The 24,840-nt window shown below is 66.3% G+C and carries 30 protein-coding genes, 1 tRNA gene and 1 pseudogene; 15 read left to right on the plus strand and 17 right to left on the minus strand.

Annotated features, from left to right (window positions below; genetic code table 11):
* Positions 1 to 226: 226 nt before the first annotated feature.
* Complete coding sequence (locus Ga0080574_RS10515) at positions 227 to 1,249, minus strand: aspartate-semialdehyde dehydrogenase (RefSeq protein WP_076705860.1); 1,023 nt, start codon at positions 1,247 to 1,249, stop codon at positions 227 to 229.
* 440 nt (positions 1,250 to 1,689) lie between these two features.
* Here Ga0080574_RS10515 and Ga0080574_RS10520 point away from each other — a divergent pair, with 440 nt between their 5' ends.
* On the plus strand, positions 1,690 to 3,567 hold the full coding sequence (locus tag Ga0080574_RS10520; protein ID WP_076698479.1) for a polysaccharide biosynthesis protein: 1,878 nt from the start codon (positions 1,690 to 1,692) through the stop codon (positions 3,565 to 3,567).
* A gap of 70 nt (positions 3,568 to 3,637) precedes the next feature.
* Here Ga0080574_RS10520 and Ga0080574_RS10525 read toward each other — a convergent pair whose 3' ends face one another.
* Positions 3,638 to 4,480: an LOG family protein gene (locus Ga0080574_RS10525; RefSeq protein ID WP_076698482.1), complete on the minus strand. Its 843-nt coding sequence runs from the start codon at positions 4,478 to 4,480 to the stop codon at positions 3,638 to 3,640.
* Positions 4,481 to 4,558: 78 nt separating this feature from the next.
* On the opposite strand from Ga0080574_RS10525, the gene Ga0080574_RS10530 reads away from it, so the two are divergent.
* On the plus strand, positions 4,559 to 5,476 hold the full coding sequence (locus Ga0080574_RS10530) for a threonine/serine dehydratase (protein ID WP_076698485.1): 918 nt from the start codon (positions 4,559 to 4,561) through the stop codon (positions 5,474 to 5,476).
* Between the two features lie 24 nt (positions 5,477 to 5,500).
* Here the strand turns inward: Ga0080574_RS10530 and Ga0080574_RS26795 are convergent, their stop codons facing one another.
* The 6 genes from Ga0080574_RS26795 to cobU form a co-directional block, all read right to left on the minus strand.
* On the minus strand, positions 5,501 to 7,378 hold the full coding sequence (locus Ga0080574_RS26795) for a sialate O-acetylesterase (protein ID WP_076698487.1): 1,878 nt from the start codon (positions 7,376 to 7,378) through the stop codon (positions 5,501 to 5,503).
* A 100-nt stretch (positions 7,379 to 7,478) separates the two neighbouring features.
* Positions 7,479 to 8,258 carry a hypothetical protein gene (locus Ga0080574_RS10540; RefSeq protein ID WP_198039801.1) on the minus strand — a complete coding sequence of 260 codons (780 nt, stop codon included), beginning with the start codon at positions 8,256 to 8,258 and terminating at the stop codon, positions 7,479 to 7,481.
* Between the two features lie 26 nt (positions 8,259 to 8,284).
* Positions 8,285 to 9,337, minus strand: a complete 1,053-nt coding sequence (locus Ga0080574_RS10545) for a GSCFA domain-containing protein (protein WP_076698494.1) — start codon at positions 9,335 to 9,337, stop codon at positions 8,285 to 8,287.
* Between the two features lie 72 nt (positions 9,338 to 9,409).
* Positions 9,410 to 10,159 carry an adenosylcobinamide-GDP ribazoletransferase gene (cobS, locus tag Ga0080574_RS10550; protein ID WP_237219352.1) on the minus strand — a complete coding sequence of 250 codons (750 nt, stop codon included), beginning with the start codon at positions 10,157 to 10,159 and terminating at the stop codon, positions 9,410 to 9,412.
* Entirely contained in the window at positions 10,156 to 11,166 is a 1,011-nt protein-coding gene (gene cobT / locus Ga0080574_RS10555; protein ID WP_076698497.1) for a nicotinate-nucleotide--dimethylbenzimidazole phosphoribosyltransferase, read from the minus strand. Before cobT ends, cobS begins: the two co-directional genes overlap by 4 nt.
* A 1-nt stretch (position 11,167) precedes the next feature.
* A complete protein-coding gene (cobU, locus tag Ga0080574_RS10560; protein ID WP_076698500.1) occupies positions 11,168 to 11,674 on the minus strand; it encodes a bifunctional adenosylcobinamide kinase/adenosylcobinamide-phosphate guanylyltransferase in 507 nt (168 codons plus the stop codon).
* 43 nt (positions 11,675 to 11,717) lie between these two features.
* On the opposite strand from cobU, the gene Ga0080574_RS10565 reads away from it, so the two are divergent.
* Both Ga0080574_RS10565 and cbiB read left to right on the plus strand, forming a co-directional pair.
* Positions 11,718 to 12,308 (plus strand): histidine phosphatase family protein, encoded by a 591-nt coding sequence (locus tag Ga0080574_RS10565; protein ID WP_076698503.1) that lies wholly within the window; start codon positions 11,718 to 11,720, stop codon positions 12,306 to 12,308.
* Positions 12,305 to 13,240 (plus strand): adenosylcobinamide-phosphate synthase CbiB, encoded by a 936-nt coding sequence (gene cbiB, locus Ga0080574_RS10570; protein ID WP_076698506.1) that lies wholly within the window; start codon positions 12,305 to 12,307, stop codon positions 13,238 to 13,240. Before Ga0080574_RS10565 ends, cbiB begins: the two co-directional genes overlap by 4 nt.
* 7 nt (positions 13,241 to 13,247) lie before the next feature.
* Here the strand turns inward: cbiB and Ga0080574_RS10575 are convergent, their stop codons facing one another.
* Positions 13,248 to 13,964, minus strand: a complete 717-nt coding sequence (locus Ga0080574_RS10575) for a response regulator (RefSeq protein ID WP_076698509.1) — start codon at positions 13,962 to 13,964, stop codon at positions 13,248 to 13,250.
* A 129-nt stretch (positions 13,965 to 14,093) separates the two neighbouring features.
* Between Ga0080574_RS10575 and mce the strand changes: the two genes are divergently transcribed.
* Both mce and Ga0080574_RS10585 read left to right on the plus strand, forming a co-directional pair.
* Complete coding sequence (gene mce / locus Ga0080574_RS10580) at positions 14,094 to 14,498, plus strand: methylmalonyl-CoA epimerase (protein ID WP_076698512.1); 405 nt, start codon at positions 14,094 to 14,096, stop codon at positions 14,496 to 14,498.
* A gap of 30 nt (positions 14,499 to 14,528) precedes the next feature.
* Positions 14,529 to 14,816 carry a DUF1467 family protein gene (locus Ga0080574_RS10585; protein WP_076698515.1) on the plus strand — a complete coding sequence of 96 codons (288 nt, stop codon included), beginning with the start codon at positions 14,529 to 14,531 and terminating at the stop codon, positions 14,814 to 14,816.
* Between the two features lie 104 nt (positions 14,817 to 14,920).
* Here the strand turns inward: Ga0080574_RS10585 and Ga0080574_RS10590 are convergent.
* Positions 14,921 to 15,621 (minus strand): annotated as a pseudogene (locus tag Ga0080574_RS10590) (EI24 domain-containing protein).
* Positions 15,618 to 16,196, minus strand: a complete 579-nt coding sequence (locus Ga0080574_RS10595; protein WP_076698518.1) for a nitroreductase family protein — start codon at positions 16,194 to 16,196, stop codon at positions 15,618 to 15,620. The pseudogene Ga0080574_RS10590 and the gene Ga0080574_RS10595 overlap by 4 nt, the downstream one beginning before the upstream one ends.
* A 274-nt stretch (positions 16,197 to 16,470) precedes the next feature.
* On the opposite strand from Ga0080574_RS10595, the gene Ga0080574_RS10600 reads away from it, so the two are divergent.
* Together Ga0080574_RS10600 and Ga0080574_RS10605 are read left to right on the plus strand one after the other, a co-directional pair.
* Complete coding sequence (locus tag Ga0080574_RS10600) at positions 16,471 to 16,821, plus strand: hypothetical protein (RefSeq protein ID WP_156876346.1); 351 nt, start codon at positions 16,471 to 16,473, stop codon at positions 16,819 to 16,821.
* A 120-nt stretch (positions 16,822 to 16,941) separates the two neighbouring features.
* Positions 16,942 to 17,199 carry a DUF167 domain-containing protein gene (locus Ga0080574_RS10605; RefSeq protein ID WP_076698524.1) on the plus strand — a complete coding sequence of 86 codons (258 nt, stop codon included), beginning with the start codon at positions 16,942 to 16,944 and terminating at the stop codon, positions 17,197 to 17,199.
* 17 nt (positions 17,200 to 17,216) lie between these two features.
* Here Ga0080574_RS10605 and Ga0080574_RS10610 read toward each other — a convergent pair whose 3' ends face one another.
* Entirely contained in the window at positions 17,217 to 17,447 is a 231-nt protein-coding gene (locus Ga0080574_RS10610) for a DUF8831 family protein (protein WP_076698527.1), read from the minus strand.
* Between the two features lie 144 nt (positions 17,448 to 17,591).
* Between Ga0080574_RS10610 and Ga0080574_RS10615 the strand changes: the two genes are divergently transcribed.
* From Ga0080574_RS10615 to Ga0080574_RS25615, 5 genes are all read left to right on the plus strand, one after another.
* Positions 17,592 to 18,296: a M48 family metallopeptidase gene (locus tag Ga0080574_RS10615; protein WP_076698530.1), complete on the plus strand. Its 705-nt coding sequence runs from the start codon at positions 17,592 to 17,594 to the stop codon at positions 18,294 to 18,296.
* Between the two features lie 86 nt (positions 18,297 to 18,382).
* Positions 18,383 to 18,640 (plus strand): DUF6455 family protein, encoded by a 258-nt coding sequence (locus Ga0080574_RS10620; RefSeq protein WP_076705864.1) that lies wholly within the window; start codon positions 18,383 to 18,385, stop codon positions 18,638 to 18,640.
* Positions 18,641 to 18,664: 24 nt separating this feature from the next.
* Positions 18,665 to 18,949: a DUF6455 family protein gene (locus Ga0080574_RS10625; protein WP_076705866.1), complete on the plus strand. Its 285-nt coding sequence runs from the start codon at positions 18,665 to 18,667 to the stop codon at positions 18,947 to 18,949.
* Between the two features lie 5 nt (positions 18,950 to 18,954).
* The gene (locus tag Ga0080574_RS10630; protein ID WP_076698533.1) at positions 18,955 to 19,218 is read left to right on the plus strand and encodes a DUF6455 family protein; all 264 of its coding nucleotides are present in this window, start codon (positions 18,955 to 18,957) and stop codon (positions 19,216 to 19,218) included.
* A gap of 226 nt (positions 19,219 to 19,444) precedes the next feature.
* Positions 19,445 to 19,939 (plus strand): phosphotransferase, encoded by a 495-nt coding sequence (locus Ga0080574_RS25615; protein ID WP_237219390.1) that lies wholly within the window; start codon positions 19,445 to 19,447, stop codon positions 19,937 to 19,939.
* Here Ga0080574_RS25615 and Ga0080574_RS10640 read toward each other — a convergent pair.
* On the minus strand, positions 19,905 to 20,888 hold the full coding sequence (locus Ga0080574_RS10640) for a complex I NDUFA9 subunit family protein (protein ID WP_076698539.1): 984 nt from the start codon (positions 20,886 to 20,888) through the stop codon (positions 19,905 to 19,907). The genes Ga0080574_RS25615 and Ga0080574_RS10640 overlap by 35 nt on opposite strands.
* A gap of 153 nt (positions 20,889 to 21,041) precedes the next feature.
* Between Ga0080574_RS10640 and Ga0080574_RS10645 the strand changes: the two genes are divergently transcribed.
* A tRNA-Leu gene (locus Ga0080574_RS10645) sits at positions 21,042 to 21,128 on the plus strand.
* A gap of 299 nt (positions 21,129 to 21,427) precedes the next feature.
* Here Ga0080574_RS10645 and Ga0080574_RS10650 read toward each other — a convergent pair.
* The 3 genes from Ga0080574_RS10650 to Ga0080574_RS10660 are packed head-to-tail and all read right to left on the minus strand — an operon-like array spanning position 21,428 to position 23,338.
* Entirely contained in the window at positions 21,428 to 22,666 is a 1,239-nt protein-coding gene (locus Ga0080574_RS10650) for an amidohydrolase family protein (RefSeq protein WP_076698542.1), read from the minus strand.
* Positions 22,667 to 22,686: 20 nt separating this feature from the next.
* The gene (locus Ga0080574_RS10655; RefSeq protein WP_237219353.1) at positions 22,687 to 22,968 is read right to left on the minus strand and encodes a hypothetical protein; all 282 of its coding nucleotides are present in this window, start codon (positions 22,966 to 22,968) and stop codon (positions 22,687 to 22,689) included.
* 4 nt (positions 22,969 to 22,972) lie between these two features.
* Positions 22,973 to 23,338, minus strand: a complete 366-nt coding sequence (locus Ga0080574_RS10660; RefSeq protein WP_076698548.1) for a Rieske (2Fe-2S) protein — start codon at positions 23,336 to 23,338, stop codon at positions 22,973 to 22,975.
* Between the two features lie 232 nt (positions 23,339 to 23,570).
* Here Ga0080574_RS10660 and Ga0080574_RS10665 point away from each other — a divergent pair, with 232 nt between their 5' ends.
* Positions 23,571 to 23,903: a MarR family winged helix-turn-helix transcriptional regulator gene (locus tag Ga0080574_RS10665; RefSeq protein ID WP_076705868.1), complete on the plus strand. Its 333-nt coding sequence runs from the start codon at positions 23,571 to 23,573 to the stop codon at positions 23,901 to 23,903.
* Between the two features lie 3 nt (positions 23,904 to 23,906).
* Here Ga0080574_RS10665 and Ga0080574_RS10670 read toward each other — a convergent pair whose 3' ends face one another.
* A complete protein-coding gene (locus Ga0080574_RS10670) occupies positions 23,907 to 24,839 on the minus strand; it encodes an EamA family transporter (RefSeq protein ID WP_076698551.1) in 933 nt (310 codons plus the stop codon).
* Position 24,840 lies beyond the last annotated feature (1 nt).

Here is a 24,840-nt window from a genome sequence, read left to right on the forward strand (position 1 = left end):
AAGTCTCTGGGTCTGCCCTTCTGGACCTTTCTGGGCGCGCCGTCCTGCGGCCCTTGCAATTGAAATACCGCAGTGCACGCCCCGCAGCCAGCCGTCCGAGGGGTAGATTGCAGGCAACAAAGGCGCAGGTGTCCTATCCCTCGGAATAGGTCGCATTTGAAACAAAACGAAAAACGGCGCCCCGCAGGACGCCGTTCCATTCCGTTTCACTGGCGGAAAACCGTGCTCAGCCCTTTTTCAGCACTTTCTGCCCGAGCGCTTCGGCGATCTGCACCGCGTTCAGCGCTGCCCCCTTGCGCAGGTTGTCGGAGACGCACCACAGGTTGAGACCGTTTTCGATGGTCGAATCCTGGCGGATCCGGCTGACGAAGGTGGCGTAGTCGCCCACGCATTCCACCGGCGTCGCGTAGCCGCCGGCTTCGCGCTTGTCGATCACCATGATACCCGGCGCCTCGCGCAGGATGTCGCGGGCCTCGTCCTCGTCGAGGAAATCCTCGGTCTCGATATTGATCGACTCCGCATGGCCGACAAAGACCGGCACCCGCACGCAGGTTGCCGTGACCTTGATCGAGGGATCGACGATCTTCTTGGTCTCGGCGACCATCTTCCATTCTTCCTTGGTCGAACCGTCTTCCATGAAGACGTCGATATGCGGAATGACGTTGAAGGCGATCTGCTTCTGGAACTTCTTCGGCGGCACTTCAGAGACCGGGTTATAGACCGCCTTGGTCTGATCCCAGAGCTCGTCCATGCCTTCTTTGCCGGCGCCGGAGACGGACTGATAGGTCGAGACGACGACGCGCTTGATCTTGGCACGATCATGCAGCGGTTTCAGCGCCACGACCATCTGCGCGGTCGAGCAGTTGGGGTTGGCGATGATGTTCTTCTTCGAATAGCCCAGAACCGCGTCGGCATTCACCTCGGGCACCACCAGCGGCACATCGGGATCGTAGCGGTAGAGCGACGAGTTGTCGATCACCACGCAGCCGGCAGCCGCCGCCTTGGGCGCATATTTCTTCGTCGGCTCGGAGCCCACCGCAAACAGTGCCATGTCCCAGCCGGTGAAATCGAACGTGTCGAGATCCTGGGTCTTGAGTGTCTTGTCACCAAAGCTCACTTCGGTGCCGAGCGATTTTCGCGATGCCAGCACCGCGATCTCATCCACCGGAAACTCGCGCTCGGCGAGGATGTTCAGCATTTCTCGGCCCACGTTTCCCGTGGCACCGGCGACAACGACCTTATAGCCCATCTGGGTCTCCTTCGGTTTGCGGTCCGCGCGGGCGCCGGTTTGCGCCGCGCCGGACTGGCGCGCCTCATATCGCATGCCCCCGCGCAGTGAAAGGGGGGTTTATTTTTGCGCTGACGCCATGCAGGCTCGAATCGAGCCCCACCCGAGCCCGGGAATCCGCCGGCGGCGCAGATCTGTGCTAATTTTCAGCGAGCCTGCCGTGATGCCGAAAATCCCGGCAAATTGAAACGGCTATCGGTGAAATCCCGCCAATTTTCGCAGGTGCAGAAATTCCATACTTGTCTAACGTTTGTGCAGTCGCGTAGATAACACTTGAATTTGATCACTGGTTAGGCAGATGAATCGCGTTTCGCATTAGCGCTCTGGTTGATCGTATAAGGGCTGCGTCACGCTATTGTAAATCTCGTTGAGCGAACTGCGTTCGTGGAGGACGGAATATCATGTTCTACAGGTTCGTCACATCTTTGACGCGAGCGCAGAAGCAGATTCTTTTCATGCTGATGGATGCCGGCATGATCGGGATCGCAATGTTCTCGGCGCTCGCCCTGAATGCCGCCGTCAATCCGAACCTGCCGCTCATCCTGACCCTTCTGCCGCTGATCGGCGCGCTGGTCGTCGTGGGCGGCTATGCATCATGGAAACTCGGCCTCCCGCAAATAAAGCTCAATGCCTATGACACGCGCGGGATCACCCGGACCGCCGCTTTTGCCGCGACTTGTGGCATCGTGGGCGTGGCGCTCGACGGGATTCTGGCACCGCCGCTGTCGCTCGCGGTCTATTTCAACTTTACCCTGCTGCTTCTGGTCATTTGCGCAAGCTGGCGTATCCTGCTGCGCTACGTCACCTTCGAAATCTATCGGCGCGGCCAGAACCGTATGCGGGTGCTGATCTATGGCGCCGGACAGACCGGACAGCAGCTCGCCGCTGCGCTGCGCCAGGACAACGCCATCGAACCTGTCGCTTTCGTAGACGACAATCCCACCCTGCAAAGCCAGCTGATCTCAGGGCTCCGGGTACATGCGCCCTCGGCCATCAAAGATCTCATTGCCCGCAAAGGCATCGACCGCGTCGTACTCGCGATGCCCTCGATCAGCCAGCCGCAACTGGCACGAATCGCGCACCGGCTGCGCGCCATCGGCTGCGAGGTTCACGCGCTGCCCTCCTTCGCGGAACTGGTTGGCGAAGGCGAGCTGCGCAAGCGCGTCTCGCCGGTCTCGCTCGACGATCTGCTCGGGCGCAACCGTCTGGAATCCGAGCTGCCGGGCGTCAGCCATGCCTATTCCGGGCGCCGCATCATGATCACCGGCGCCGGCGGCTCCATCGGATCCGAGCTGTGCCGTCAGCTCATCGCCTGCAAGCCCGACTGCGTCGTCCTGGTCGATCACTCCGAACTCGGTCTCTACAGCATCGACAAGGAATTGCGCGACCTCTCCGAAGGGCTGACCATCGTCCCGGTTCTGGGCTCCGTGCTCGACGAAAAGAAGATGTCCGACCTGATGGCGGAACACCGGATCGAGGTGGTTCTGCACGCCGCCGCCTACAAGCACCTGCCGCTGGTCGAATGCAATGTGCTCTCCGGCCTCAACAACAACGTCATCGGCACCAAGATCCTGGCGGAAGCGGCGCGCGAGGCCGGGGTCGAGCGGTTCATCCTGGTGTCGTCCGACAAGGCCGTGCGCCCGACCAATGTCATGGGCGCCTCCAAGCGCCTCGCCGAGCTGATCGTGCAGGATCTCGCGACGCGCAGCACCAGCACCCGCTTTTCCATGGTGCGCTTTGGCAATGTGCTCGGCTCGTCCGGCTCGGTGATCCCGCTCTTCGAAGAGCAGATCGCCCGCGGCGGGCCGGTCACCCTGACCGACCGGAAGGTCACGCGCTATTTCATGACCATCTCCGAAGCCGCCCGTCTGGTGCTGCTGGCCGGCTCCTTCGCGCGCGGCGGCGATGTCTTCGTTCTCGACATGGGCGACCCGGTGCCGATCGAGAAGCTTGCCCGCCAGATGATCGAGGGCGCCGGTTATTCGGTCAAGAACGCCGCCAATCCCGAGGGCGATATCGAGATAGAGGTCACCGGGCTGCGCAAGGGCGAGAAACTCCATGAAGAGCTGCTGATCTCCTCCGACATGCTGACCACGCCGCATCACAAGATCATGCGGGCGCAGGAAAGCTACCTGTCGGAGTTCGAGATCGCCACCGCCCTGAAGGATCTGCGCAACGCGATCACCGGGCTCGACGAGGACATGGCCCGCGCGGTCATTGCGCGCTGGGTCGAGCGCGGCGAGAAAGTGCCGCAGAGCGAGGAAATGCAAAGCGTCTGAGGCGACGCATGCCGGGGTTTCCCGGGCGGGTATCAGGAGGCCAGGCGGCCTCCTTTTTTGCATCCGCTGCTCAGCGTCCGGGGATATCGTCGCGCGCCGGGGCCGGGCCCCATTCCTCGATGATCGCCGCCGCGTCCTCTGCGCTTTCGACAAAGCGGAAGAGGTCGAGATCCTCGGGGCTGATCGTGCCCGCATCCTCCAGCGCCGCCCAGTCGATGATCTTTTCCCAGAAGGCGCGGCCGAAGAGCAGGAAGGGCACGCGGTTCATGCGGCCGGTCTGAATCAGCGTCAGCGCCTCGAACAGCTCGTCCAGCGTACCGAACCCGCCGGGAAAGACGCAGATCGCCCGCGCCCGCATCAGGAAATGCATCTTGCGGATCGCGAAATAGTGGAAGTTGAAGCACAGGTCCGGCGTTACATAGGTGTTGGGCGCCTGTTCGTGCGGCAGCACGATATTGAGCCCGATGGAGACGCCCCCCGCCTCTTCCGCACCGAGGTTGCCCGCCTCCATCACACCGGGGCCGCCGCCTGTGGCGACGACAAATTCGCGATTGCCCGAGGCAACGGATTTCTCGGTCATCCTGCGGGCAAAAAGCCGCGCCTCATCGTAGAAATGCGACAGATCAGCCAGTGTCTGCGTGCGCGCCTTGTGCTTTTCCGCCGGAGACGGGATGCGCGCGCCGCCGAACAGCACGACGGTGGAATCGATCTGCCGCTCGTCCAGGATCATCTGCGGTTTGAGCAGTTCAAGCTGCAACCGCACCGGGCGCAGCTCGTCACGGCACAGGAACGACTCGTCGGCAAAGGCCAGCCGGTAAGAGGGCGCGCGGGTCTGCGGCGTGTCGGGAATCTGTTCGGCGGTTTCGCGGTCGCGCCCGGCATCGCGAAAGATGGAATGGCGGTCGTCGTTCATGCGGCTGGGATCCTTGTGCTGCGCTGTCCCTGACTATAGCGTCCGCCCTCGTCGCGCCAGCCACAAGGGACTATGCAAATGAACTGGAAACCCGAGATCGACGCCGCCGCCGCCCGGATCGACGGCCATGCACAGGTGACCCCCGTCATGACCAGCGCGACGCTCTGGAGCCAGCCCGTCGCGCTGAAGCTGGAGCAGCTCCAGCATACCGGCAGTTTCAAGACGCGCGGGGCATTCAACACGCTGCTGTCCTCGGAGGTGCCCGCGGCGGGCGTGGTCGCGGCATCGGGCGGCAATCACGGCGCGGCAGTGGCCTATGCGGCGACCCGGCTGGGCCACAAGGCGCAGATCTTCGTGCCCGAGATCGCCGGCCCGGCAAAGATCGCGCTGATCGAGCAGACCGGCGCGGCGCTGACCGTGGTGCCCGGAGAATACGCCAATGCCGCCGAGGCGGCGGAGGCCCATGAGGCCGAGACCGGCGCCATGCAGATCCACCCCTATGACCGGCCTGCGACGGTTGCCGGACAGGGCACTTTGATGCGCGAATGGGAGGCCCAGGGGCTCGAGGCGGATACGGTGCTGATCGCCGTGGGCGGCGGCGGGCTGATCGCCGGCGCGCTGGCCTGGCTTCAGGGCGCGCGCAAGGTCGTGGGTGTCGAGCCGGAGCGCTCGCGGGCGCTGAACGCGGCGCTGGAGGCCGGCAAGCCGGTGGATGTTGAGGTCGCCGGCGTGGCGGCCAACGCGCTGGGGGCGCGGCGGATCGGATCGATCTGCTTCGATCTCGCGCAGGATCATCTCGGCGGCTCCGTGCTGGTCAGCGACGAGGCGATCACCGAGGCCCAGCACGCGCTCTGGCGGGCGCACAGGCTGCTCGTGGAACCCTCCGGCGCCTGTGCGCTGGCGGCGCTGCGCTCCGGCGCCTATGTGCCAGCGCCCGGCGAGCGCGTGGCGGTGCTGGTCTGCGGCGGCAATATCGCTCCCGATCCGCTCGCCTGAGCCGCATCGGCCCGCGCCGCGGCGTCAGAACAGAAAGTCGTTCGCGCTCAGATCGCTGACCTCGATGCCCTGCAAGACGATCATATTGCCGGCGCCGTCTTCGATCACCGCATTGCCGCCAAAGCTGCGGAGATGGCTGGCAAGCAGGTCGTCGAACCCTGTGATCGCCGAGACGGCGCGCAGGTCGATGACCTCGCCCCGCCGGTCGGGCTCGAAATCGGTGACGAGGTCGACCCCGAAACCGTCATAGAAAACGAAGACATCCTGCCCCGGTCCGCCCTGGAAGAGATCGTTCCCGCGGCTGTCGCTGAGCCGGTCATTGCCGGCGCCGCCGACCAGCGTATCGTTGCCCCAGGCGCCGTGCAGGCGATTGTTGCCGTCGTTGCCGTAGATCGCATTGTCGAGCGCGTTGCCGGTGCCGGAAATATCCGCCGACCCGGCCAGCGTCAGCGTTTCGAGATGCTGGCTATGCTGGCGCAGATCCGTATCGACCAGCGCGACGACAAGATCGTCACCTTCGCCCGCAAGTTCGACGATGCGATCTCCCCGGTCGTCGATGTGGTAGACATCGTTGCCCCGCCCGCCCATCAGCAGATCGGCCCCGTTGCTATCGCGCAGTGTGTCGTCGCCAGCCCCGGCGACGAGCGTATCGTCGCCCCAAGCACCATTGAGAAAGTTGCTGCCGGAATTACCGATGATCGTGTTGGCCTGGCCGTTGCCGATCCCGTTGATATCGGCGTCGCCCTGAAGCGTGAGCGCCTCCAGATGCTGGCTGTGCTGACGCAGTTCGAAGCTCACCCGCGAAAACACCCGGTCATAGCCTTCGCCCGCCAGTTCGACGATTTGGTCGCCGTGGTCATCGACGAAATAGGCGTCGTTTCCGGCCCCGCCCAGCATGCGGTCGGCGCCAGCGTTGTCGCGAAAGCTGTCATTGCCGGCGCCGCCAATCAGCGTGTCGTCGCCCCAGGCGCCGTTCAGCTGGTTTCCGCCGGAATTGCCGATAATCAAGTTGTTGCGACCGTTTCCAGTGGCGTCGATATCGGCCGCCCCCCGCAGCGTCAGCGCCTCCAGATGCTGACTGTGATCGCGTAGCGAAAAGCTGACCCAGGAATAGACAAGGTCATACCCCTCGCCGGCCTCTTCGGCGATGCTGTCGCGCCGGTGATCGACATCGTACCTGTCATCGCCGGTATGACCCGCCATCCGGGTCGCGATCCCGTCGCGCCGGAAATGATCGTCGCGCGCTGCGTCCTGCACATACATATCGTCCAGCGCCCCGATGAGCGCACTCGCGAGATCACGGCTGAACGCATCGGAATAATGCAGCCCATCGCTGAACATGGTCCCCTGCTCAAACCCCGAACGCTGCGCGATATCGTCGGGATCGACACTGACGACCAGCGGGTCGACCGCAGCAAGTTGCTGTTGCGCGTGAGTGATCGCCTCCCAGAATTCGCGGCCACCCGCCGAGGGCGCCCGCGCCGACAGTTCCGAGATGACCACCGGCGCACCCTCTGCCCCGGTGACGCCGGCGCCGAATTCCGCCACCAGACCCTGCCGGAACCCGTCGAACAGCGCGTTGAAGGCGCCGGCATAGGCACCGGGCCGGCTCGACCCGAAAGTATCGCCCTCGCCCTGCACCCAGATCGTGCCCACGATCTGCCCGCCGGGCGTGCTGCGCAACGCCTCGATACTGCGCTGCAACAGCATGTCGGGCAACTCGCCCTGCGTCGCCCAGTCGGGATTGCCGCCCCGGTCGCGGGTCAGCGGCGCGCCGCCGGCATAGACCTCGACCAGACGATACTGCCCGGCGCCATAGGTTCGATCCAGCGCCGAGACGATCTCGTCCGAGAGGCGCGAGGCGTTGCTCTGCCCCGCAAGGATAATGATAGGTGTCGGCATAACAGACCATCGGATTGCGATGGCCCGAGTCATGCCGCGCGGGGCCTAAGAAAATCTTAGGCCCGAAGCGCGTCTTTTCTCATATTTTGCAGGTAGTTATCTAAATTTCTAACGTCTCGACCGCCGCGCGGATCCGCGCGAGATACAGCGCCCCCAGCGCCGGCCCCGCATGCAGCACATCGTCCCGCGGCATGGCGCCGGCGGTCAATCGCACCGCATCGCGGGTATAGGCGCGCGCCGTCAGAAAGCCCTGCGCGATCGACTCCTCCGGCTGGCGGAACACCGTGACGCCGGACAGGCCGGCAAAGGCGCGCTCATGCGCCGCGATCAGGCTGGCGGCCACGGCGGGGCCATCGCCATGCCGGGCCACGCGCTTGAAAACAGGGTATTTCTTTTCGGTCTCCAGGATCGCCTCGGACGGCAGCGGCTGCGGCACGACGCAGACCGGCACCGCACTCGCCTCGCGCAGCCCGGTCACCAGCCGATGGGTCACGCTCTCACGGATCACGCCCTCCAGCGCCGCAAGATAGGCCCGTTCCGAGATCAGCGGCTGTTTCAGCGGCGCGGCAGAGGGCGTGTCGGCGGCGGCGATCAGCGCCCGGGCCGACGGCCAGCCCGACACCCGGTGCCCCTGAAGCAGCCGCACCGCGCCAAAGGCCGAGACCGTGCCACCGACAAAAACCACCGCGTCGACCCCGTCGAGATCGACCTCGGGAGGCGTGCCCAGCGACTCGAGCCGTGTCACCAGATCCGGGTCGCGCGCGCAAAGCCGGCTGCCCTCCAGCGCCGCCTCTCCCTCCGCCAGGCCGGGCTTGGCGAACCAGATGACCTCCGGCGCGCCGGGACCGGCGTCGCGCAGCGCGGCCATCAGCATCGCCACATGCGAATCTCCGATAACGCACAGCTTCATTTCGGGGCCAGCGCCTCCAGCATCGCCTCTTCGCAGATCAGCGCATCCGCCTCGTCCGGGTCGGCGCCGCCACGCGCCGTGGCCATCGCCGGGCGCTCGACAGGCGCCAGTGCCGGATGCGCGCCGAAAAAGGTCGACATGACGGCCTGCACGCCGGCTGTCGTGACGTTGCGCAGATTGTCCTGATAGAAGGCGCCAGCATAGGGCGCCCCGGTGATGATCTCGTAGGAGGGGAAATAGTCGATGTTGTCGTCGAGCGCCGCCATCTCGCCCGCCACCGCGCGCAGCACCGATTTCGAATAGGTGGTCGCGCTCAGCACATGTTCACCGCTCGCCGTGGCCGTGAGCGGCACCGGCGACACGGTCAGCAGGATCTTCAGCCCCGGCGACAGCTCGCGCATCAGCGTGACCGCCGTCGAGAGATCCTCGAAGGTCTCCGCCATGCCGAGATTCAGAAAGGCGTGGCGCCCCGGGTCGAACGCCCCCGCGATCACTCCCGGCGCGGTGGGAAACACCACGCCGGTCTCAATGTCCTGCCAGGTCTCGGTGAGCCCGAGGGTGAAGACGAAGACATCCGCCTCGTCAAAAATCGCCCGCACCCGGCGCAAATGGTCGCGGCGATGCGCGCGCAGCTCGGCCTCCGAGCCCAGCCCCTCCGGTTCGGTATTGGGCCGCAGCCCGTCATAAAAGCGCCCGTCGCGCTGCCAGAGCGCGCAATCGTGCAGCCGGTCGGCCACCGCATCCTCAAGCAGCTGGCGCAGCTGCCGGGCGGTGTAGACATTGCCGTAGCGCGCCGAGAACAGCCCGTAGCCAAAGCGCTGAGCGGTCTCGGCGGGCATGCGCGCGGGGGCGGGTTCGGTATCGACCAGCTCCAGCTCGGACGCGCGCACATAGCGCCCGATATTCTGCGCGAAACAACTCCCGGCGGTGGCGATGCGCATGCCGGGGGTGAGGGCGAATTTCGGTTGGTAGAGATCGGAGAGGCGGAAATCATCCGTCTGCCGGCAGAGTTTCCAGAAGGCGGAGGGGGGTAAATCGGAATAGGGCATCAAGACACTGGCTCACTCGGTTGGCCCGAGCCTAGGGGAAAGCCCGCCGTGCCGCCAGAAAAATGCCCGTACTCAGAGCGCTGCGGCCAGCACCACCCAGCCCGCCGTCTCGGCACAGAGCTGCACGGCGCCCAGCACGTCGCCGGTCTGCCCTCCGAGCCGCCGGCTGGCCCGCCGCGCCACCAGCGCCGCGACAAGCGCCATGGCGAGCAGCGCCATGACCCCCGCCAGACCCAGCACCGCGCAGAGCAGCAACGCCAGCGCGACACCGGGCAGCCAGGCGCTGCGGCCCCTCGCCCCGGCGGCGCCGTGGCCGAGCCCGTCGGCGCGGGCGGGGCGCAGCGTGTCGAGCACCACCAGCATCGCCAGCCGGCTCGCCACCGCCACCAGCATCAGCGCGGCGCCGGCTTTCGAGCCCTCCGGCAGCTCCGCCAGCGAGGCGGCGCCCAGCCCGACCGCGAGGATCAGCGCCAGCACACCATAGCTGCCGATGCGGCTGTCGCGCATGATCTCCAGCCGCCGCGCCCGATCGCGCCCGCCCATGCCGTCGGCGAAATCCGCCAGCCCGTCATGGTGCAGCCCGCCGGTCGCCAGCACCATGGCGCCCAGCGCCGCGAACGCCGCCACCAGCGGCGCCGCGCCCAGTGCCCCGACACCCGCCAGCACGGCCCAGCCGATCACCGCCACCGGCAGCCCGGCCAACGGATAGGCCCAGCGCGCGGCGCTCATTTCCGGTGCCGCGCCCTCGAACCGGCCCGCCGGCAGGCGTGTCAGCAACATCAGCGCCAGCCGCGCCTCGGCGCATCGCCGCGCGACGCTCACCCGTCCGACACTCCCGCCTCGGCAAAGGTCGCCATGCCGTTATGACAGGCCAGCGCGCCGCGCAGCACGCCCAGCGCCAGCGCCGCGCCCGAACCCTCGCCCAGCGCCATGCCGAGATAGAGCAGCGGGCGCTTGCCCATCGCCTCGGTCATGCCCTGATGGCCGGGCTCGGCGCTGGCATGGCCGATCAGGCAGTGTTCGAGCAGCGCCGGGCGCGCGCCGTGCAGCGGCGCCACAGAGGCGGTGCAGATGAACCCGTCGAGCAAGACGGGGATGCGCGCCAGCCGCGCCGCAAGTACCGCGCCGCAGATCGCCGCCTGTTCGCGCCCGCCCAGCGCCGCAAGCTGCATCATCGGGCTGAGGCTGCCATGCCGCGCCACGCCGCGCGCCACCACCTCGGCCTTGTGCGCGATGGCCGGCGTATCCGATCCGGTGCCGCGTCCGACCCAATCCGCCGCAGCACCACCGAACACCGCATGCGCCAGCGCCGCGGCCACGGTGGAATTGCCGATGCCCATTTCGCCGAGAATCAGCACATCCGCCTCCGGGTCGACCGAGGCAGCGCCCTCCTGCATCGCAGCCAGCGTCTCTGCCTCGTCCATCGCGGGGCCTTCGGTGAAATCGCGCGTCGGGCGCTCCAGCTCCAGCGGCACCACCGAAAGCGCGGCACCCGCCAGCGCGCAAAGCTGGTTGATCGCCGCGCCGCCGGCCTGGAAATTCGCCACCATCTGCGCGGTGACCTCCTGCGGGAACGGGTTCACCCCCTGCGCGCAGACCCCGTGATTGCCGGCAAAGACCAGCGCCTGGGCATTGGCAATCACCGGCCGTTCGCGCTGCTGCCAGCCTGCGAGGAAGACCGCCAGATCCTCCAGACGTCCGAGCGAGCCCGGCGGTTTGGTCAGTTGCAACTGACGTGCCCGCGCCGCCTCGGCGCTGGTCTCGTCAACCTCCGGCAGCACCAGATCCGCCACCGCGTCGAGCCGGTCGAGAGGGAGCCTGTCGGTCATGTCACTTCACCTTTATCGGATGGCCCGCGACGCAGAGCCAAAGCTCGTCGCAGGCCGCGGCGATCTTTTGATTCACCAGCCCCGCCGCGTCGCGATAGGCGCGGGCCAGCGCGTTTTCGGGCACGATGCCGGCACCCACCTCATTGGTCACGAACACCACCGGCGCGCTCAACTCGGGGATCGCCGCCGCCAGCGCGTCGCTCGCCGTCTGCCAGTCGTGATCACCCAGCATCAGGTTGCTGAGCCAGAGCGTCAGGCAATCCACCAGACGCGGCGCGCCGCTGTCGCTGTTGCGCAGCGCGCCGACAAGATCGAGCGGCTCGGCCAGCGTGTGCCATTCCGGCCCGCGCCGGGCCTGATGCTGCGCGATGCGTTCGGCCATCTCGTCGTCATGCGCCTCGGCGGTCGCGATATAGACCGCCGGTTGCCCGAGGCCCAGCGTCATCCGCTCGGCCAGACGACTCTTGCCCGAGCGCACGCCGCCGGTGATGAGGATCGACTTTCCCATGGCGCCGTGACAAAGCAGGTTCCGCGCGATTTGGAAAGACCGGATGACACCTCCCGACCGCAATGAGCTGCTGCTGATCCGCCACGCTCCCGCCGATCATGGCGGACGGCTTTGCGGGCGCCGCGATGTGGCCGCGATTTTGCCGGAGGCGGAGGCGCTGGCGCCACTGCGCGACTGGCTGGCGGAGTGCCGTGAGGTGGTCACCAGCCCCGCCCTGCGCTGCCGGCAGACCGCCGGGGCGCTGTTTCCGGACCGCGAGCTGCCCGAGGATCCCGCGCTCTGGGAGCAGGATTTCGGCGCGCATGACGGGCTGCGCTTTGATGAAATTCCCGATCTCGGGAGACTTTCCCGCACTGATCTGGCTGATCACCGCCCACCCGGCGGCGAGAGCTTTGCCGATATGGCCGCGCGGCTGCGCCCGGCCTTTGCGATGCTCTCCGAGCGGGCGCGGCAAGGCGGCCCGCTGGCGGTGGTCGCCCATGCCGGCACCGTGCGCGCCGCGCTGGGGCTGGTGCTGGGAGAGCTGCCGGTGGGGCTCGGCTTCGAGGTGGCGCCGCTCTCGGTGACGCGGCTGCGCTGTTTCGAGGGCGGCGTTTCGGTCGTGGCGACCAACTGGGCGGGACCGGGCGCATGAGCTTTGCCGGCATGATGGCGCTTGCCTTCCTCATCGACGGCCTGCTGGGCTGGCCCGCCTGGCTCTTTGCCCGGATCGGTCATCCCGTGGTCTGGCTCGGGCGGCTGATCTCGGCGCTTGAGACGCGGCTCAACGGCGGCGCAACGCCGCGCCGCCGGGCGCTGGGGGCGCTGACGGTGCTGATCGTGCTCGCGGCGGCGGTGCTGCCGGCGCTGGCGCTGCACCTCCTGCTTCCGGACGGCTGGCCGGGGCTGTTGCTGGGCGCGGTGCTCGCCTGGCCGCTGATCGCGGTGCGCTCGATGCACGATCATGTGGCGGCGGTCGCAAAGCCGCTGGCGGCGGGCGATCTGGCCGGCGCGCGGCAGGCGGTCTCGATGATCGTGGGGCGCGATCCGCAGCGGCTCGACACCGGCGGCGTCGCCCGCGCGGCGCTGGAGAGCCTCGCCGAGAACAGTTCCGACGGGATTGTCGCGCCGGTGTTCTGGGGGGTGCTGCTCGGCCTGCCGGGGATCGCGGCCTACAAGGCGATCAATACGATGGATTCGATGATCGGCCACCGCAACGCGCGCTACGAAGATTTCGGCAAGGCGGCGGCGCGGCTCGACGATCTGGTCAACCTGATCCCGGCAAGGCTGACCGGGCTGCTGTTCGCGCTGGCCTCCGGCCGGCCGCGCCCGGCGCTGCGTGTGATGGCGCGGGACGCGCGCCACCACCGCTCACCCAATGCCGGCTGGCCCGAGGCGGCGCTGGCCGGCGCGCTGCGCGTGCGGCTGTCCGGCCCGCGTGTCTATGGTGACACCATCGCCGATGAGCCCTGGGTCAATGAGCCCGCCCCCGATGCCGAGGCTGCGGCGCTGACGCGCGGGCTGCGGCTCTACCGGCGGACCATGGCGCTCTGCGCCGGGCTGCTGCTGGCGCTCGCCCTGCTCTGAGCCCGGCTCAGATCGCCAAGCGGTCGGCCAGCCTGTCCTGCACCAGCCCCGTCAGCCGAGCGATATCGGCCTTGACCGGACGGCCACCGGCGCGCGCCTCCGCGAGATCTTCGGCGGCGGCCTGCAACAGGTGATCGCCGGCACTGTGAGCCACGCCGCTCAGAAAGCGGGTCACGTAATCGAGCATCCGCCCGTCGCCATCGTCGCTCAGCACATCGGCCGCATGCGCCATGTCGTCGCGATAGGCCAGCGGGTCGGGGCGGATCGGATCGTCAGCGACCATGCGCAGCCCCTTGGGCTGCCGCTCCTCCGGAAGATGCGCGATGATCTCGTTCTGGAACAGCGCCACGCTCTCGACCGGCTTGGCGAGGAACCCGTCCGCCCCGGCGGCAAAAGCCACATCCTCGGCGAAACTGTCGCCGCTGGTGCCGAGCACGACCGAGACCCGCGGCAGCGCCTTGACCAGTTCGGAAATCAGCTCGGCCCCCGAGCCGTCGGGCAGGCCGAGATCGACGATGGCCACCGTCGGGCGATAGACCATCAGGTGCCGGCGCGCCGATTGCAGGCAATCCGCCCGGCGGATCCGCGCACCGCTGCGCAGACACAGAAGACGCATGGCATCGCAGGCAAAGCGGCTGTCCTCGACCACCAGCACGGTCATGCCCAGCAAGGGGCGTGTGGCGGTCGGGCGCGGCTGCGGGGAAAGTCCATCCGAGTCGGTCATCTTGTCCTCCTTAGGGCTGTCCCCGCATCCTTGCCCGTTGTCCCTAACGAGCGGTTAACGCTCGCAGCATCTTGCGAAGCGCCGCCCCCGCGGGCGATAAGCGGGGGAACCTATGCAAGGGAGAGAGTAATGATCGGCCGCCTGAACCATGTCGCCATCGCCGTGCCCGACCTCGACGCCGCCGCCGCCCAGTACCGCAACACGCTGGGCGCCAAGGTCGGCGCGCCGCAGGACGAGCCCGACCACGGCGTGACCGTGATCTTCATCGAGCTGCCCAACACCAAGATCGAGCTGCTCTATCCGCTGGGCGAGAACTCTCCGATTCAGGGCTTTCTCGACAAGAACCCCTCGGGCGGCATCCACCATGTGTGCTACGAGGTCGACGACATCCTCGCCGCGCGCGACCATCTGAAAGAATCCGGCGCACGGGTGCTGGGCAATGGCGAACCCAAGATCGGCGCCCATGGCAAGCCGGTGCTGTTCCTGCATCCGAAGGATTTCCAGGGCACGCTGGTGGAACTGGAACAGGTCTGAGCCGGTCTCGGGCCGCAAGGGAGGCAAACCATGGGGATCACATCCGCACTCGTGCTCTTTGCCGTGATCTGGTTCATGACCTTTCTGGTCGTGATCCCGTTCCGGCTGGAGACCCAGGGCGACCGGGGCGATGTCGTCGAGGGCACCCACGCCAGCAGCCCGGAGGTGCATAACCTCAAGCGCAAGGCATGGATCACCACCGGGATTTCTCTGGTGCTCTGGGCGATCATCGCCGGGATCATCCTTTCCGGCGTGATCTCGGTGCGCGACATCGACGGCTGGATGTTCAACCGGATGGGGCCGCCGTCGGGGCAGTGAGGCGCGGTTCGGGTGACGGTGGGCATATTGCCCACCCTACGATAGGTCGCGGGATCACCTGTAGGGTGGGCAATCGGCCCACCGCTCCACATCCATACTCCGTCTCAGGCCGGAACGCGCCGCGCTTCGAGCCTGTGGAAGAGATGGGTGAAGGTCGCCGCCCCGAGGATCGGCACCAGCAGGTTGACCAGCGGCACGGTGAGCGGCACCGCCATCAGCACCCCCGCTGCCCAAATCGTCACGAAATGGCGCTTGCGCAGCTGCGCGGCGCCTTCGCGCCCGACCCGGCGCATCGCCGCGAGGGTGAAATATTCCCGCCCGAGCAGGAAGCCGTTCAGCCCCAGAAAATGAACGGCGCGAAGGGCGCCAGGAAAATATAGAGGATCAGCGCCAGGATGTTGGCGAGGATCAGCACCCCGAGAAAGCTCAGCGAATCCCGGAAGTTGTCGGCAAGCGACGGCTCCGAGGCAGCGCCGAGCCCGGGATAGTGCCGGTCTTCCACCGCCTGCGCCACATCGTCGAGAAAGATGCCGGTGATCGCCGAGGCCACCGGCACCATCAGGAACACCGACAACAGCAGCATCAGCGGGATCGCGCCCCAGCTGATCGCATCGTCGACCCAGGTGACCGAGCCGATCCAGGGCAGCGTCACGCTGTCGCCGAGAAACCAGCCGACGACAGTGACGAAGACGAAATAGACCGCGACAAAGATCGCCACGGTGATGCCCAGCCCCTTCAGCAGCACCGCCTGAAAACGGCGGTCGCCGAGCTGGCCGATCGCCGCGAGGAAGGAGGCCGGGATCATTCCGACACCCATTCGGTGATCGCCTCGATATCCGGGCGCGGCCGGTCGGGCGGTGTGAGGGTTTCGGTGCCGATATGCATAAAGCCCGCGATGCGCTCATGCGGCGCCAGCCCCAGCTCGCCCTCGACCAGCGCACGGTCTTCGGCCACCCAGCCGGTCAGCCAGTTCGCGCCCCAGCCGCTGGCCAGCGCGGCGTTGAGCAGCGCCAGACAGACAGCGCCGGCGGAATAGGTCTGTTCGATCGCGGGCACCTTGGGGCTCTCCTTGGGCGATTCCACCACCACCACGCAGAGCGGGCTCTCGGCGAACTGACGCCGGCCCTTTTCGGCCACCTCGGGCGCCGAGCCCAGCACCTCGGCGCGGGCAACGGCGGCGTTGGCCAGCCGGTCCAGCGCCGCACGTTCCAGCACGATGAAGCGCCAGGGCTCCAGCTTGCCGTGATCGGGGCTGCGGGCGGCGGCGGTCAGCAGCGGCATGAGCGCCGCGCGATCCGGCGCCGGGCCGGTCAGCGTCTTGGACGGGCGCGAGCGCCGGGACAGCAGAAACGCCATCGCGTCTGGGTTGGGGGTGGGCATGGGCGTCTCCTTGGATCGTCTGCCCCTATGTCAGGCTTTGTGCCACGGGTTTCAACCGGCTGGTGCGATTGCCGGCGTCAGGAGGGTTTTACAGGCCGCAAGACGCAGGGTTTCGCCGGCGTGGGGAGCCTTGTCAGACGCGGTTCACCGGATTACGCATCCTGCATCCATTTCGGAATTCTTTATGCGCACCGTCCATACAGATTTTTTCTATGCGGTTTCGCCGGAACGTCTTTGGACTCTGGCGACAAGCTATGACGCGTTGAGCCGCGTCATGGCCGGGCTGGTCGAATTCGACGGGCTCCCCGAGGGCCGGACCCGCACCGGCCAGAAGATCCATGTGGAGATTTCGCTCTTCGGAAAACTGCCGAAACAGCCATACGATATGGACGTTCTGGAATGCGACGACAGCCGCATGATCCTGCGCTCGAGCGAGCAGGGCGCCGGTGTGAAAAGCTGGAAACATACGATGGTGGTGACCCCTGCGCCCGGAGGAAGCCGCCTGTGCGATACCATCGAGATCGACGCCGGCCTGCTAACGCCGGCCTTCGCGCTCTGGGCGAAATATCTCTACGGCGCGCGCCACAAACCGCGCCAGAGGCTCCTGGAGGAAGGGAGCTATTAGACCCTTCAGCGCCGGAGCAAACCGAGCTATCGCGGTTAACCCGATAGGATCGCCAGGCCCCCGATGCTTGACCTCCCAGCCGCGTCCGATACCGCCGCCCTCACCACAGGAAAGACCCCCATGGCCAAGGCCGAACTCGCCCATCTCGCCACGCCCGGCGCCACGCTGGAGCTGCGCGTCACCCCCAAGGCCTCGCGCAACGAGATCCGTGAGGAGGCCGGTACGCTGCGGGTCTATGTCACCACGGCGCCCGAGGACGGCAAGGCGAATGCCGCCGTGCAGAAACTGCTGGCCAAGGCGCTGGGAGTGCCGAAATCGCGGCTAACCCTGATCCGTGGCGCCACCGCGCGCGACAAGGTCTTTCGGGTCGAGCCCTGAGCCCTGAGCCCTGAGCCCTACTCGTCGCGGATATAGACGCCCTCGGGCAAAGAGATCGCGGCGGCGAGATCGCGCATCTGGGTCATGGACAGGGTGATCTTGTTCACCCGGTCGGTGCGCGGATCGTATTGCTCGACGGTGACGCAATCCTCGAAGGTGGAGACGATCACATCCTCCTGGAGATGCGTGCTGCCCTCGTCGACAAGCGTGACGACCGTGGCGTCGAATTCGTGCTCGATGCTGAACATGGAGCTAGCCTAGCCCAGCGCCCGGGCGCTGCCTATCCCGAAAACGCACAGACCCCGCCCTGTGACAGTCCGGCTCTGGCGCCGCGCCTGCGAGGCGCCTATGGTGAGAACGATTTTCCTCCCGACCGGATGCCAGACCCAGTGATGCGCCGCCTTCTGCCCTGCCTTCTCTTCCTGCTCGCCGCCTGCGAGGTGGCACCGGTGAGTTCCGTTCCGCCGGACAGCCCCGCCCGGCAGGAGGCTGCGCGCGCCACGCGGCAGTTCGTCGAGGTCGCCAGCACCATCGAGCCGGTGGCTGAGGCCGAGTGCCGGCGCCTGACGCGCGGTCTCAACTGCGATTACCTGATCGTTATCGACGACCGGCTCGATCAGGAGCCAAACGCCTTCCAGACGCTCGACCGTCATGGCCGGCCCATCGTCGCCTTCAACCTCGCGCTGATCGCCTCGGTGGAGAATGCCGACGAGCTGGCCTTTGTCATGGGCCACGAATCCGCCCATCATATTCTCGGCCATCTCGCCCGGGTCGAGGAGGACGCGGCGATGGGCGCGCTGATCTTTTCCGGCATCGCGGCGATGTCGGGCGCCAATGCCGACGAGGTCCGCTCGGCGGAGGAATATGGCGCCAGCATCGGCGCGCGCACCTTCTCCAAGGAATACGAACTCGAGGCCGACGAGCTGGGCACGATCATCACGATTCAGGCCGGCTACGACCCGGTGAAAGGGGCTGCCTATTTCATGCGGATCCCCGATCCGGGCGACCGCTTCCTCGGCACCCACCCGCCCAACGCGGCGCGAATCGCCATCGTCCGGCGCACCGCCGCCGCCTATCGCTCCGGCAGCGGCACTTGACGTTGCGTTGACTTGCATCAAGGCGGATTTGCCCGCCCCTGCTAGGCTTCCCTCAGTCTGACAAGGAAACCGGCGGAGGGATGAAGATGCCAGGACGTACCGATTTCAAGAGACACGCCACGCTGGTCGATCATATGGCCAACACGCTGGGGCTCGACCTCGAAGAGCAGATGCTGCGCGGCAAGCTGACCTTCTCGCAGCTCGACGACGCGGTTCTCAGCTGCACCGGCTGTACCCAGCCCTGCGCCTGCGAGACATGGCTGGCGACGCGCGCGGAGACCGCGGAGGCGCCGCCGTTCTATTGCCGCAACACGCAGCTCTTCGACGAGCTGCGCAAGACCTGACACCCGATGGCGGAGGAGAAACCGATGTTCGACGCACGGCCCAATCAGCCGCTCGGAGACGAGACCGATCACTACTGGCTTGTCCAGCGCATGGCGCAGGCCAATGGCACCGATCTGGTGGCCGCCGCCGATGCCGGCGTCCTGACACAGCACGACTGGGCCGGGATGGTGCAGCGCTGCCGCGGCTGCCAATGGGCCGCCGGCTGCCAGCGCTGGCTGGACCAGCCCGAGACCGCGCTGCGCGACACGCCCGAAAGCTGCGTGAACCGCGCCCATTTCGCGGCGCTACAGGCGAGACTGCAAGAGTAAGAAAGATGCGAGAGACGCTAGGAGATCCCGTCCGGCATTTCTGGATGACCCGAAGCGTGGCCCGTGTGATGGGCCTGAACCTGTCCGAGGAAATGCTGTCGGGGCATCTGGGCCCCGACGAATACGCCCATATGGTGACCTGCTGTCGCGGCTGCGCGCTGGTCGAGGCCTGTGAAAGCTGGCTCGGCGCGCAAACCGGCGTGACCGCCACGCCACCGCCGGGCTGCTGCAACGCGGCCCTGCTGTCGCGGCTGCGGAAACTGCACTGACCGCCCGCCCCGATCCGACGGCCTGGGGCCTCTCGGCCCCGCTGGAGCCGATCGGCGCTGGTGCCCGCAACGTCGTCTTCCGCTGTGGCGATGTCGTGCTGAAATCCACCGGGCGAAGCGAGGCGGCTCTACGCTGGCTGGTGACCGTGCAGGCGGCGGCACGTCAGGTGGGCTTTGTCACTGCCGATCCGGTGCCGGCGCGCAACGGGCGCCTGATCGCCGGAGGCTGGACCGCAGAGCGCTTCCTGCCGGGACGCATCGCCGACCCCCGAGATCTCTCCGCGCTCGCCCCCGCATCGCCGCGTTTCATCGCGCCGCCCGGCGGTTTCCGCCGCGCCCCGGCGTTCCCGGCATGGCGGTGCTGCTGCGCCTCGGTCGGGGCGGAGGTGTTGTGCTTCCTGCCATGCCCCGAAAGCTCGCCAAGGCGATCCGTGCGGCATTTGCCGATGTCGCCGATACGCCGCAAGGGGTGGTGCATGGCGATCTGAATCCGGGAAATGTGATCGTGACCAACGAGGGTCCGGCACTGGTCGACTGGGACGAATCGCGCCACGACGCGCTCTGTCTCGACCGGGTGGCGCTTGGCCTGCCGGCCACGCGGGCGGAACGCCGCGCGGCTCTGGCTTGGGAAATCGCCTGCTGCTGGGCGCCGGAACCCGAACGCGCGCGCAGTCTGGCGCGCGGCTTTATTCGGTCCGCAGGTGCTGCGCCGATTCCTTGATCGCGTCGTACTGGCCCGACGGGCGGAAGCGCCAGAGATACTCCGGCAGCACCGCCTCCAGCGAGGTCGGGGTGATGCCGAGATCGGCGAAACCTTTCGCGTCTTCAGCCACCACATTGTCATGGCGCAAAGACTTCACCTGATCGCGGGTGATCTGCGCCGGGAAAAGCCCGCCGGTGAGCGTCTGAAGCAGCTCGAATCCCCAGCCCATCACGGACGCGATGCCGAAGGGGATATTGACCAGAAGCTTGCGACGGCGGATCACGCCCAGCATCTGCGTCATCAGCTCGCGGAAGCTGTCCACATCGGGTCCGCCCAGCTCGTAGACGCCCGGCGCCGCCTCTCCGGTCACGCCCATGACGGCGGCATGGGCCACGTCGTCCACATAAACTGGCTGGAATTTCGTCTCGGCACCCACCAGCGGCAGCACCGGCCCCATGCGCGACATCGAGGCGAAGCGGTTGAAGAAGCCGTCCTCCGGCCCGAAGATCACCGAAGGCCGCAGGATCACCGCGTCGGGCATGTGCGACAGCACTGCCGACTCGCCCAGAGCCTTGGTGCGGGCGTAGTCGCTGGCGCTCTCGGCATCGGCGCCGATGGCCGAGATCTGCACCATGCGCGCGACGCCCATCTCGGCGGCGATTCGCGCGACGCGCTCGGCGCCCTCAGACTGGACCGCGTCGAAATTGTTCTTGCCCTTGGCATCGAAGGTGCCGACGCAGTTCACCACCGCATCCGCGCCATGCATCACTGCGCGCACCGACTCGTCATCGCGGATATTGCAGAGCACCGGCTCCACCTGGCCGACAACGCCGTAGGGCTTGACGAAAAGCGCCTCGTTCGGGCGCCGCACCGCGACACGGACGCGCCAGCCCAGCTTGGCCATGCGGCGCGCGATATAGCGCCCGACAAAACCGGATCCCCCGTAGATGGTGACGAGTTTGCTCATTGACCTAGCTCCGTGATGCGCGGTTTGCCGCCCCTGAATACCGGTCACGGGCAAGCGCGGCAAGGTGCCGTGGCGCGAGATGGAAAACAAAGCGAAAAAACGGCGTTGACACCGGATTGCGAGCCGCGTAAACGCCTGCCTCACACCACCTGTGCCCAGGTGGCGGAATTGGTAGACGCGCTGGTTTCAGGTACCAGTGGCTTAACGGCCGTGGAGGTTCGAGTCCTCTCCTGGGCACCACTATCCCCCTAAAATCATTATTGGCCTTGCTGTTGTGATCTCGGGCTGTCCGGGGTCGTGCCGCTGTTTCGGACAATACCGAAATTACCCGCCGCAGCCTTTCACGGCTGCCGCCAGCGGTCATGCCAGTCGTCGGCATTCAGATCCGAAACGTCATGAGATGAGGCGCGCGTCCGGCGCAGATGCGCACGCGCAAGCCACGCCTCCGCAATCCGCAGAGGCGTGGCGTTTTCAGGTTACGTCTGGCGACCCTGAGCAGCTGTGACCCGGCATTGCGCCGGATCACGGCAGGGCCATCGTCAACCGGCCTTTTGCGCCTCGAGCTTCCACTCGGACATCGTCGGCTCCAGATTGAAGAGCTTCTGCGCGTTGCCGCCCAGAATGTCCCGCTTGGCCTGCTCGCCGAGGAAGGGCAGATCGTAGATCGTGCTCGGCAGGTCCATGTCCCAATGCGGGTAGTCGGAGGAATAGAGAAGCTGGGTCTCGGCGTTGATCATCTTGAAGGTGACCTCCAGCGCCTCCTTGTTGTCCACCAGTTCCATCGGCTGCGAAGAATAGAACATCTCGCGCATGTAATCGCTGGGCTTCTTCTTCAGCAGCGGCGCGTCCGAGGTGCGCATCATGTATTCGTTGTCGAGCCGCTGCATCAGGAAGGGGATCCACGCGAGGCCGCTTTCGATCCACATGGTGCGGAGCTTGGGGAAACGCTCCGGCATGCCGTTCATCACCCAGTTTGTCATGTGGATGATGTTGCAGAAGCTGAACCCGAGCGCGTGCACCGAGATGAACTTGTTGAGCTGCGACAACGAGGAATCCGACCAGTTATAGACCGCGTGGAAACCCAGCGGCATGCCGTGCTCTTCGAGCTTGGAAAAGATCCGCATATTGGCATTGTCGTGGATCGGGCGCTTGAGATAGCCGGTCGAGAGGAAGCCCACGACTCCCTTGCGCTCGGCGAACTCGTCAATAATGCGCTCCGCCTCGTGCGGCTCGTTGATAGGCAGATAGACCATCGAGCACATGCGCTTGTCTTCTTCCAGAATGCGCTCGCACAGCCAGCGGTTATAGGCGCGTGCCATGGCGACCTCGACCTCGGGCTGCGGATGCGTGGCAAGCAGCAGCATCGGCGTCGGGAAGAGGCAGGCCATGTCCACGCCGAGCGCGTCCATCCAGCGCCGGGTCAGCGTGATGTCGCGATGGGGCGTCGGCGGCACCGTCTCCTTGCTCCGGCCGGGATAGCGCGTCACGCGGCCCGCCATGTCCTGCGAGCCGATGGCCTGCGGGATGAGCCCCGCGCGCCCGACATTGCCCGCCGAGAGGCCGAGATGGCGCAGCACCGGGTCGTCCATGTATTGCAGGATCTCCGGCAGCGCCTCGGTCTCGTAATGGTGGCTGTCGACGTCGCAGATGAAGAAGTCTTTGTAGTTCCGCTCCAGTGCCTGTTTCCTGGCGTTCTTGAGAAGCTTGGTGGTGTCGAATTCCTTGATCGCCGGATCGGCGTCGGAACTGTAATTCAGTGGGTTCTGGGGCATTGTCATTTGGCGTTCCTCCCGCGTGTTCAGTGTTTCAGCGTCTGCCACATGCCGAGCTCGAAGGCGGCCATGTCGGCAGCCTCCAGAATGCCGGTGGCGGCAATGGCAACCTCGGTCGCAGAAATGTCGTTGCCCCTGGGGAAGGTCTCGACCGCCTCATCCTCCTCGTGCAGCCGGGCATAGACGCGCACGACCTCGGCAAAGAGCGCCTGCACCTGCTCCAGGCTCAGCCCGCCAGCCTCGGGGGCGCGAAGGGCACGCAGGACATCGTCGAAAGCGGCGTCGACGGGGCGCTTGTCCGCGCTCATTTTCTCAAACCTCGACATAGATCTGCGCGTCCCGTTCGATGACCTTGTAGCGGCTCAGGCGGATTTTCGGATCGCCGATGGCCTCGCCGGTCTCGATCTTGAATTCCCAGCCGTGCCACGGGCAGACGAAATGCATTTCGGTGGTGTCGAAACTCTGGCGGACGGAGCGTTTCTGCTCGTCCAGTTCGTCGCAGACCCGGGGCATCTTCAGCCCTTCGCAGACCGGGCCGCCCTGATGTGGGCAGATGTTCCTGTAGGCCACGACGGTGTCGTTGTGCCGGATGACGCCGATCTCGACCCCTTCGACCTCGAAGATCCTGGCAGTCGTATCGCTGAGATCCGCCGCCGCGCAGAGCAGTTTTTCAGGCATGGGTTCCCTCCCAATTTAGTACGCTCATCTTACCGTTTAAATTAGTAAGATTGCCTTACTATATGGGTTGAACTATCCTCTGTCAAGCTGACGAGGATCCGGGATCGTGATGGAAAACAAAGACATACCGATCCCCATGTCGCAGCGGCGCGGCCTCGGGGCCTCGCTGCGACTCGCGCATCACCTTTATGGGAAGCGTTTGCAGAAGCGCCTGATTTCCTCAGAACTCAGCATGGCGCAGTACATTCATCTGCGGACGCTGAAGGAAGAGGTGCGGATCTCGCAATCGGAGCTCTCCGCCCAGCTCGGCATCGAAAAGGCCTCCTCGACCCGGGTGCTGGACGAGCTCGCGCAGCGCGGGCTGATCCGGCGCGACCGGCACAAGCAGGACAAGCGCATGCTGGTGGTCAGCCTCACAGAGGCGGGGCATGCCAAGATCGACGAGGCGATGGATACCGCCCGCGTCATCGCCGATATCGCCTCGCAGGATTTCGACGAGGGCGAGCTGCTTCAGCTCTTCCGGGCGCTCGACAAGATGATCGACAACCTGTCGGCAGAGAGCTGAGCCTCAGCGCAGCATCGGCGAGACGGCGAGCAGGATCACACCGGCGCCTGCCAGCACCGAGGCGATGTAGAAACGGCGCCCGGGTGGTTTTTCGGTCTTGAAGATGTGTCCGGCGAGCCAGGCGGCAAAGAACATCTCGACGGAAGAGATGATCGCGACCGTCGTGACATTCGACAGTTGCAGCGCAAAGAACTGCACAATCTGCCCGATGCTCATCGACGCCGCCGCGAGCAATTGCCAGCGGCTCGGCATTTGCATCGCCTTGAACCCGCCACGCAGTCGCCCGGGGCGCAGCGCTGAGGCTCCGAACCATACCAGCCCGGTCAGCGCGCCGATGAACACGCCGAGCAGCGGATCGGGCACCGTCTGCATGGCAAGCTTGCGCGCGACGAACGACCCGCCATAACTCGCTGCCGACCCCAGCGCGAGCGCCCTGCCCTTGCGCTGGTCGGGATTGGTGCTTTGCGAGAATGTGCTGAGCAGACCGCTGCGCCCAAGGGCACGCACCATCATGATGATGACCCCCGCTGTCACCAGCAGAAAGGCAAGCACCGTGACCGGGGTAATGATCTCGCCCAGGAGCAGCACCGCGAAGACCGCGGCGAAGACCGGGATCAGCCGGCGGATCAGCCCGGTTTCGATCGCGCCGTTCAGCTCGACCGAGCGGAACAGCGACAGCCGGCCCAGCACATTGCCCAGCAGACCGGCGCAGACGAAGTAGGCGACGCCGATCAATATGGCGAGATCGGCGCCGGGCAATGGCGGGCCGATGATCAGCCAGAGCCCCCCCGACATCGCGGCGGTCATCAGCACCGAGACCAGCACGTCATTGCCGCGCCCCTCGGCGGAGCGTGCGCTCTTGACGATGGCGACCGAACTCAGCGCGTAGCAGAAGGCCCCGAAGGTCGCGAGGAGCCCCCCGATCAGCGCCGTCATC

Source organism: Salipiger abyssi (assembly GCF_001975705.1).
Classification (GTDB): Bacteria; Pseudomonadota; Alphaproteobacteria; order Rhodobacterales; family Rhodobacteraceae; genus Salipiger; species Salipiger abyssi.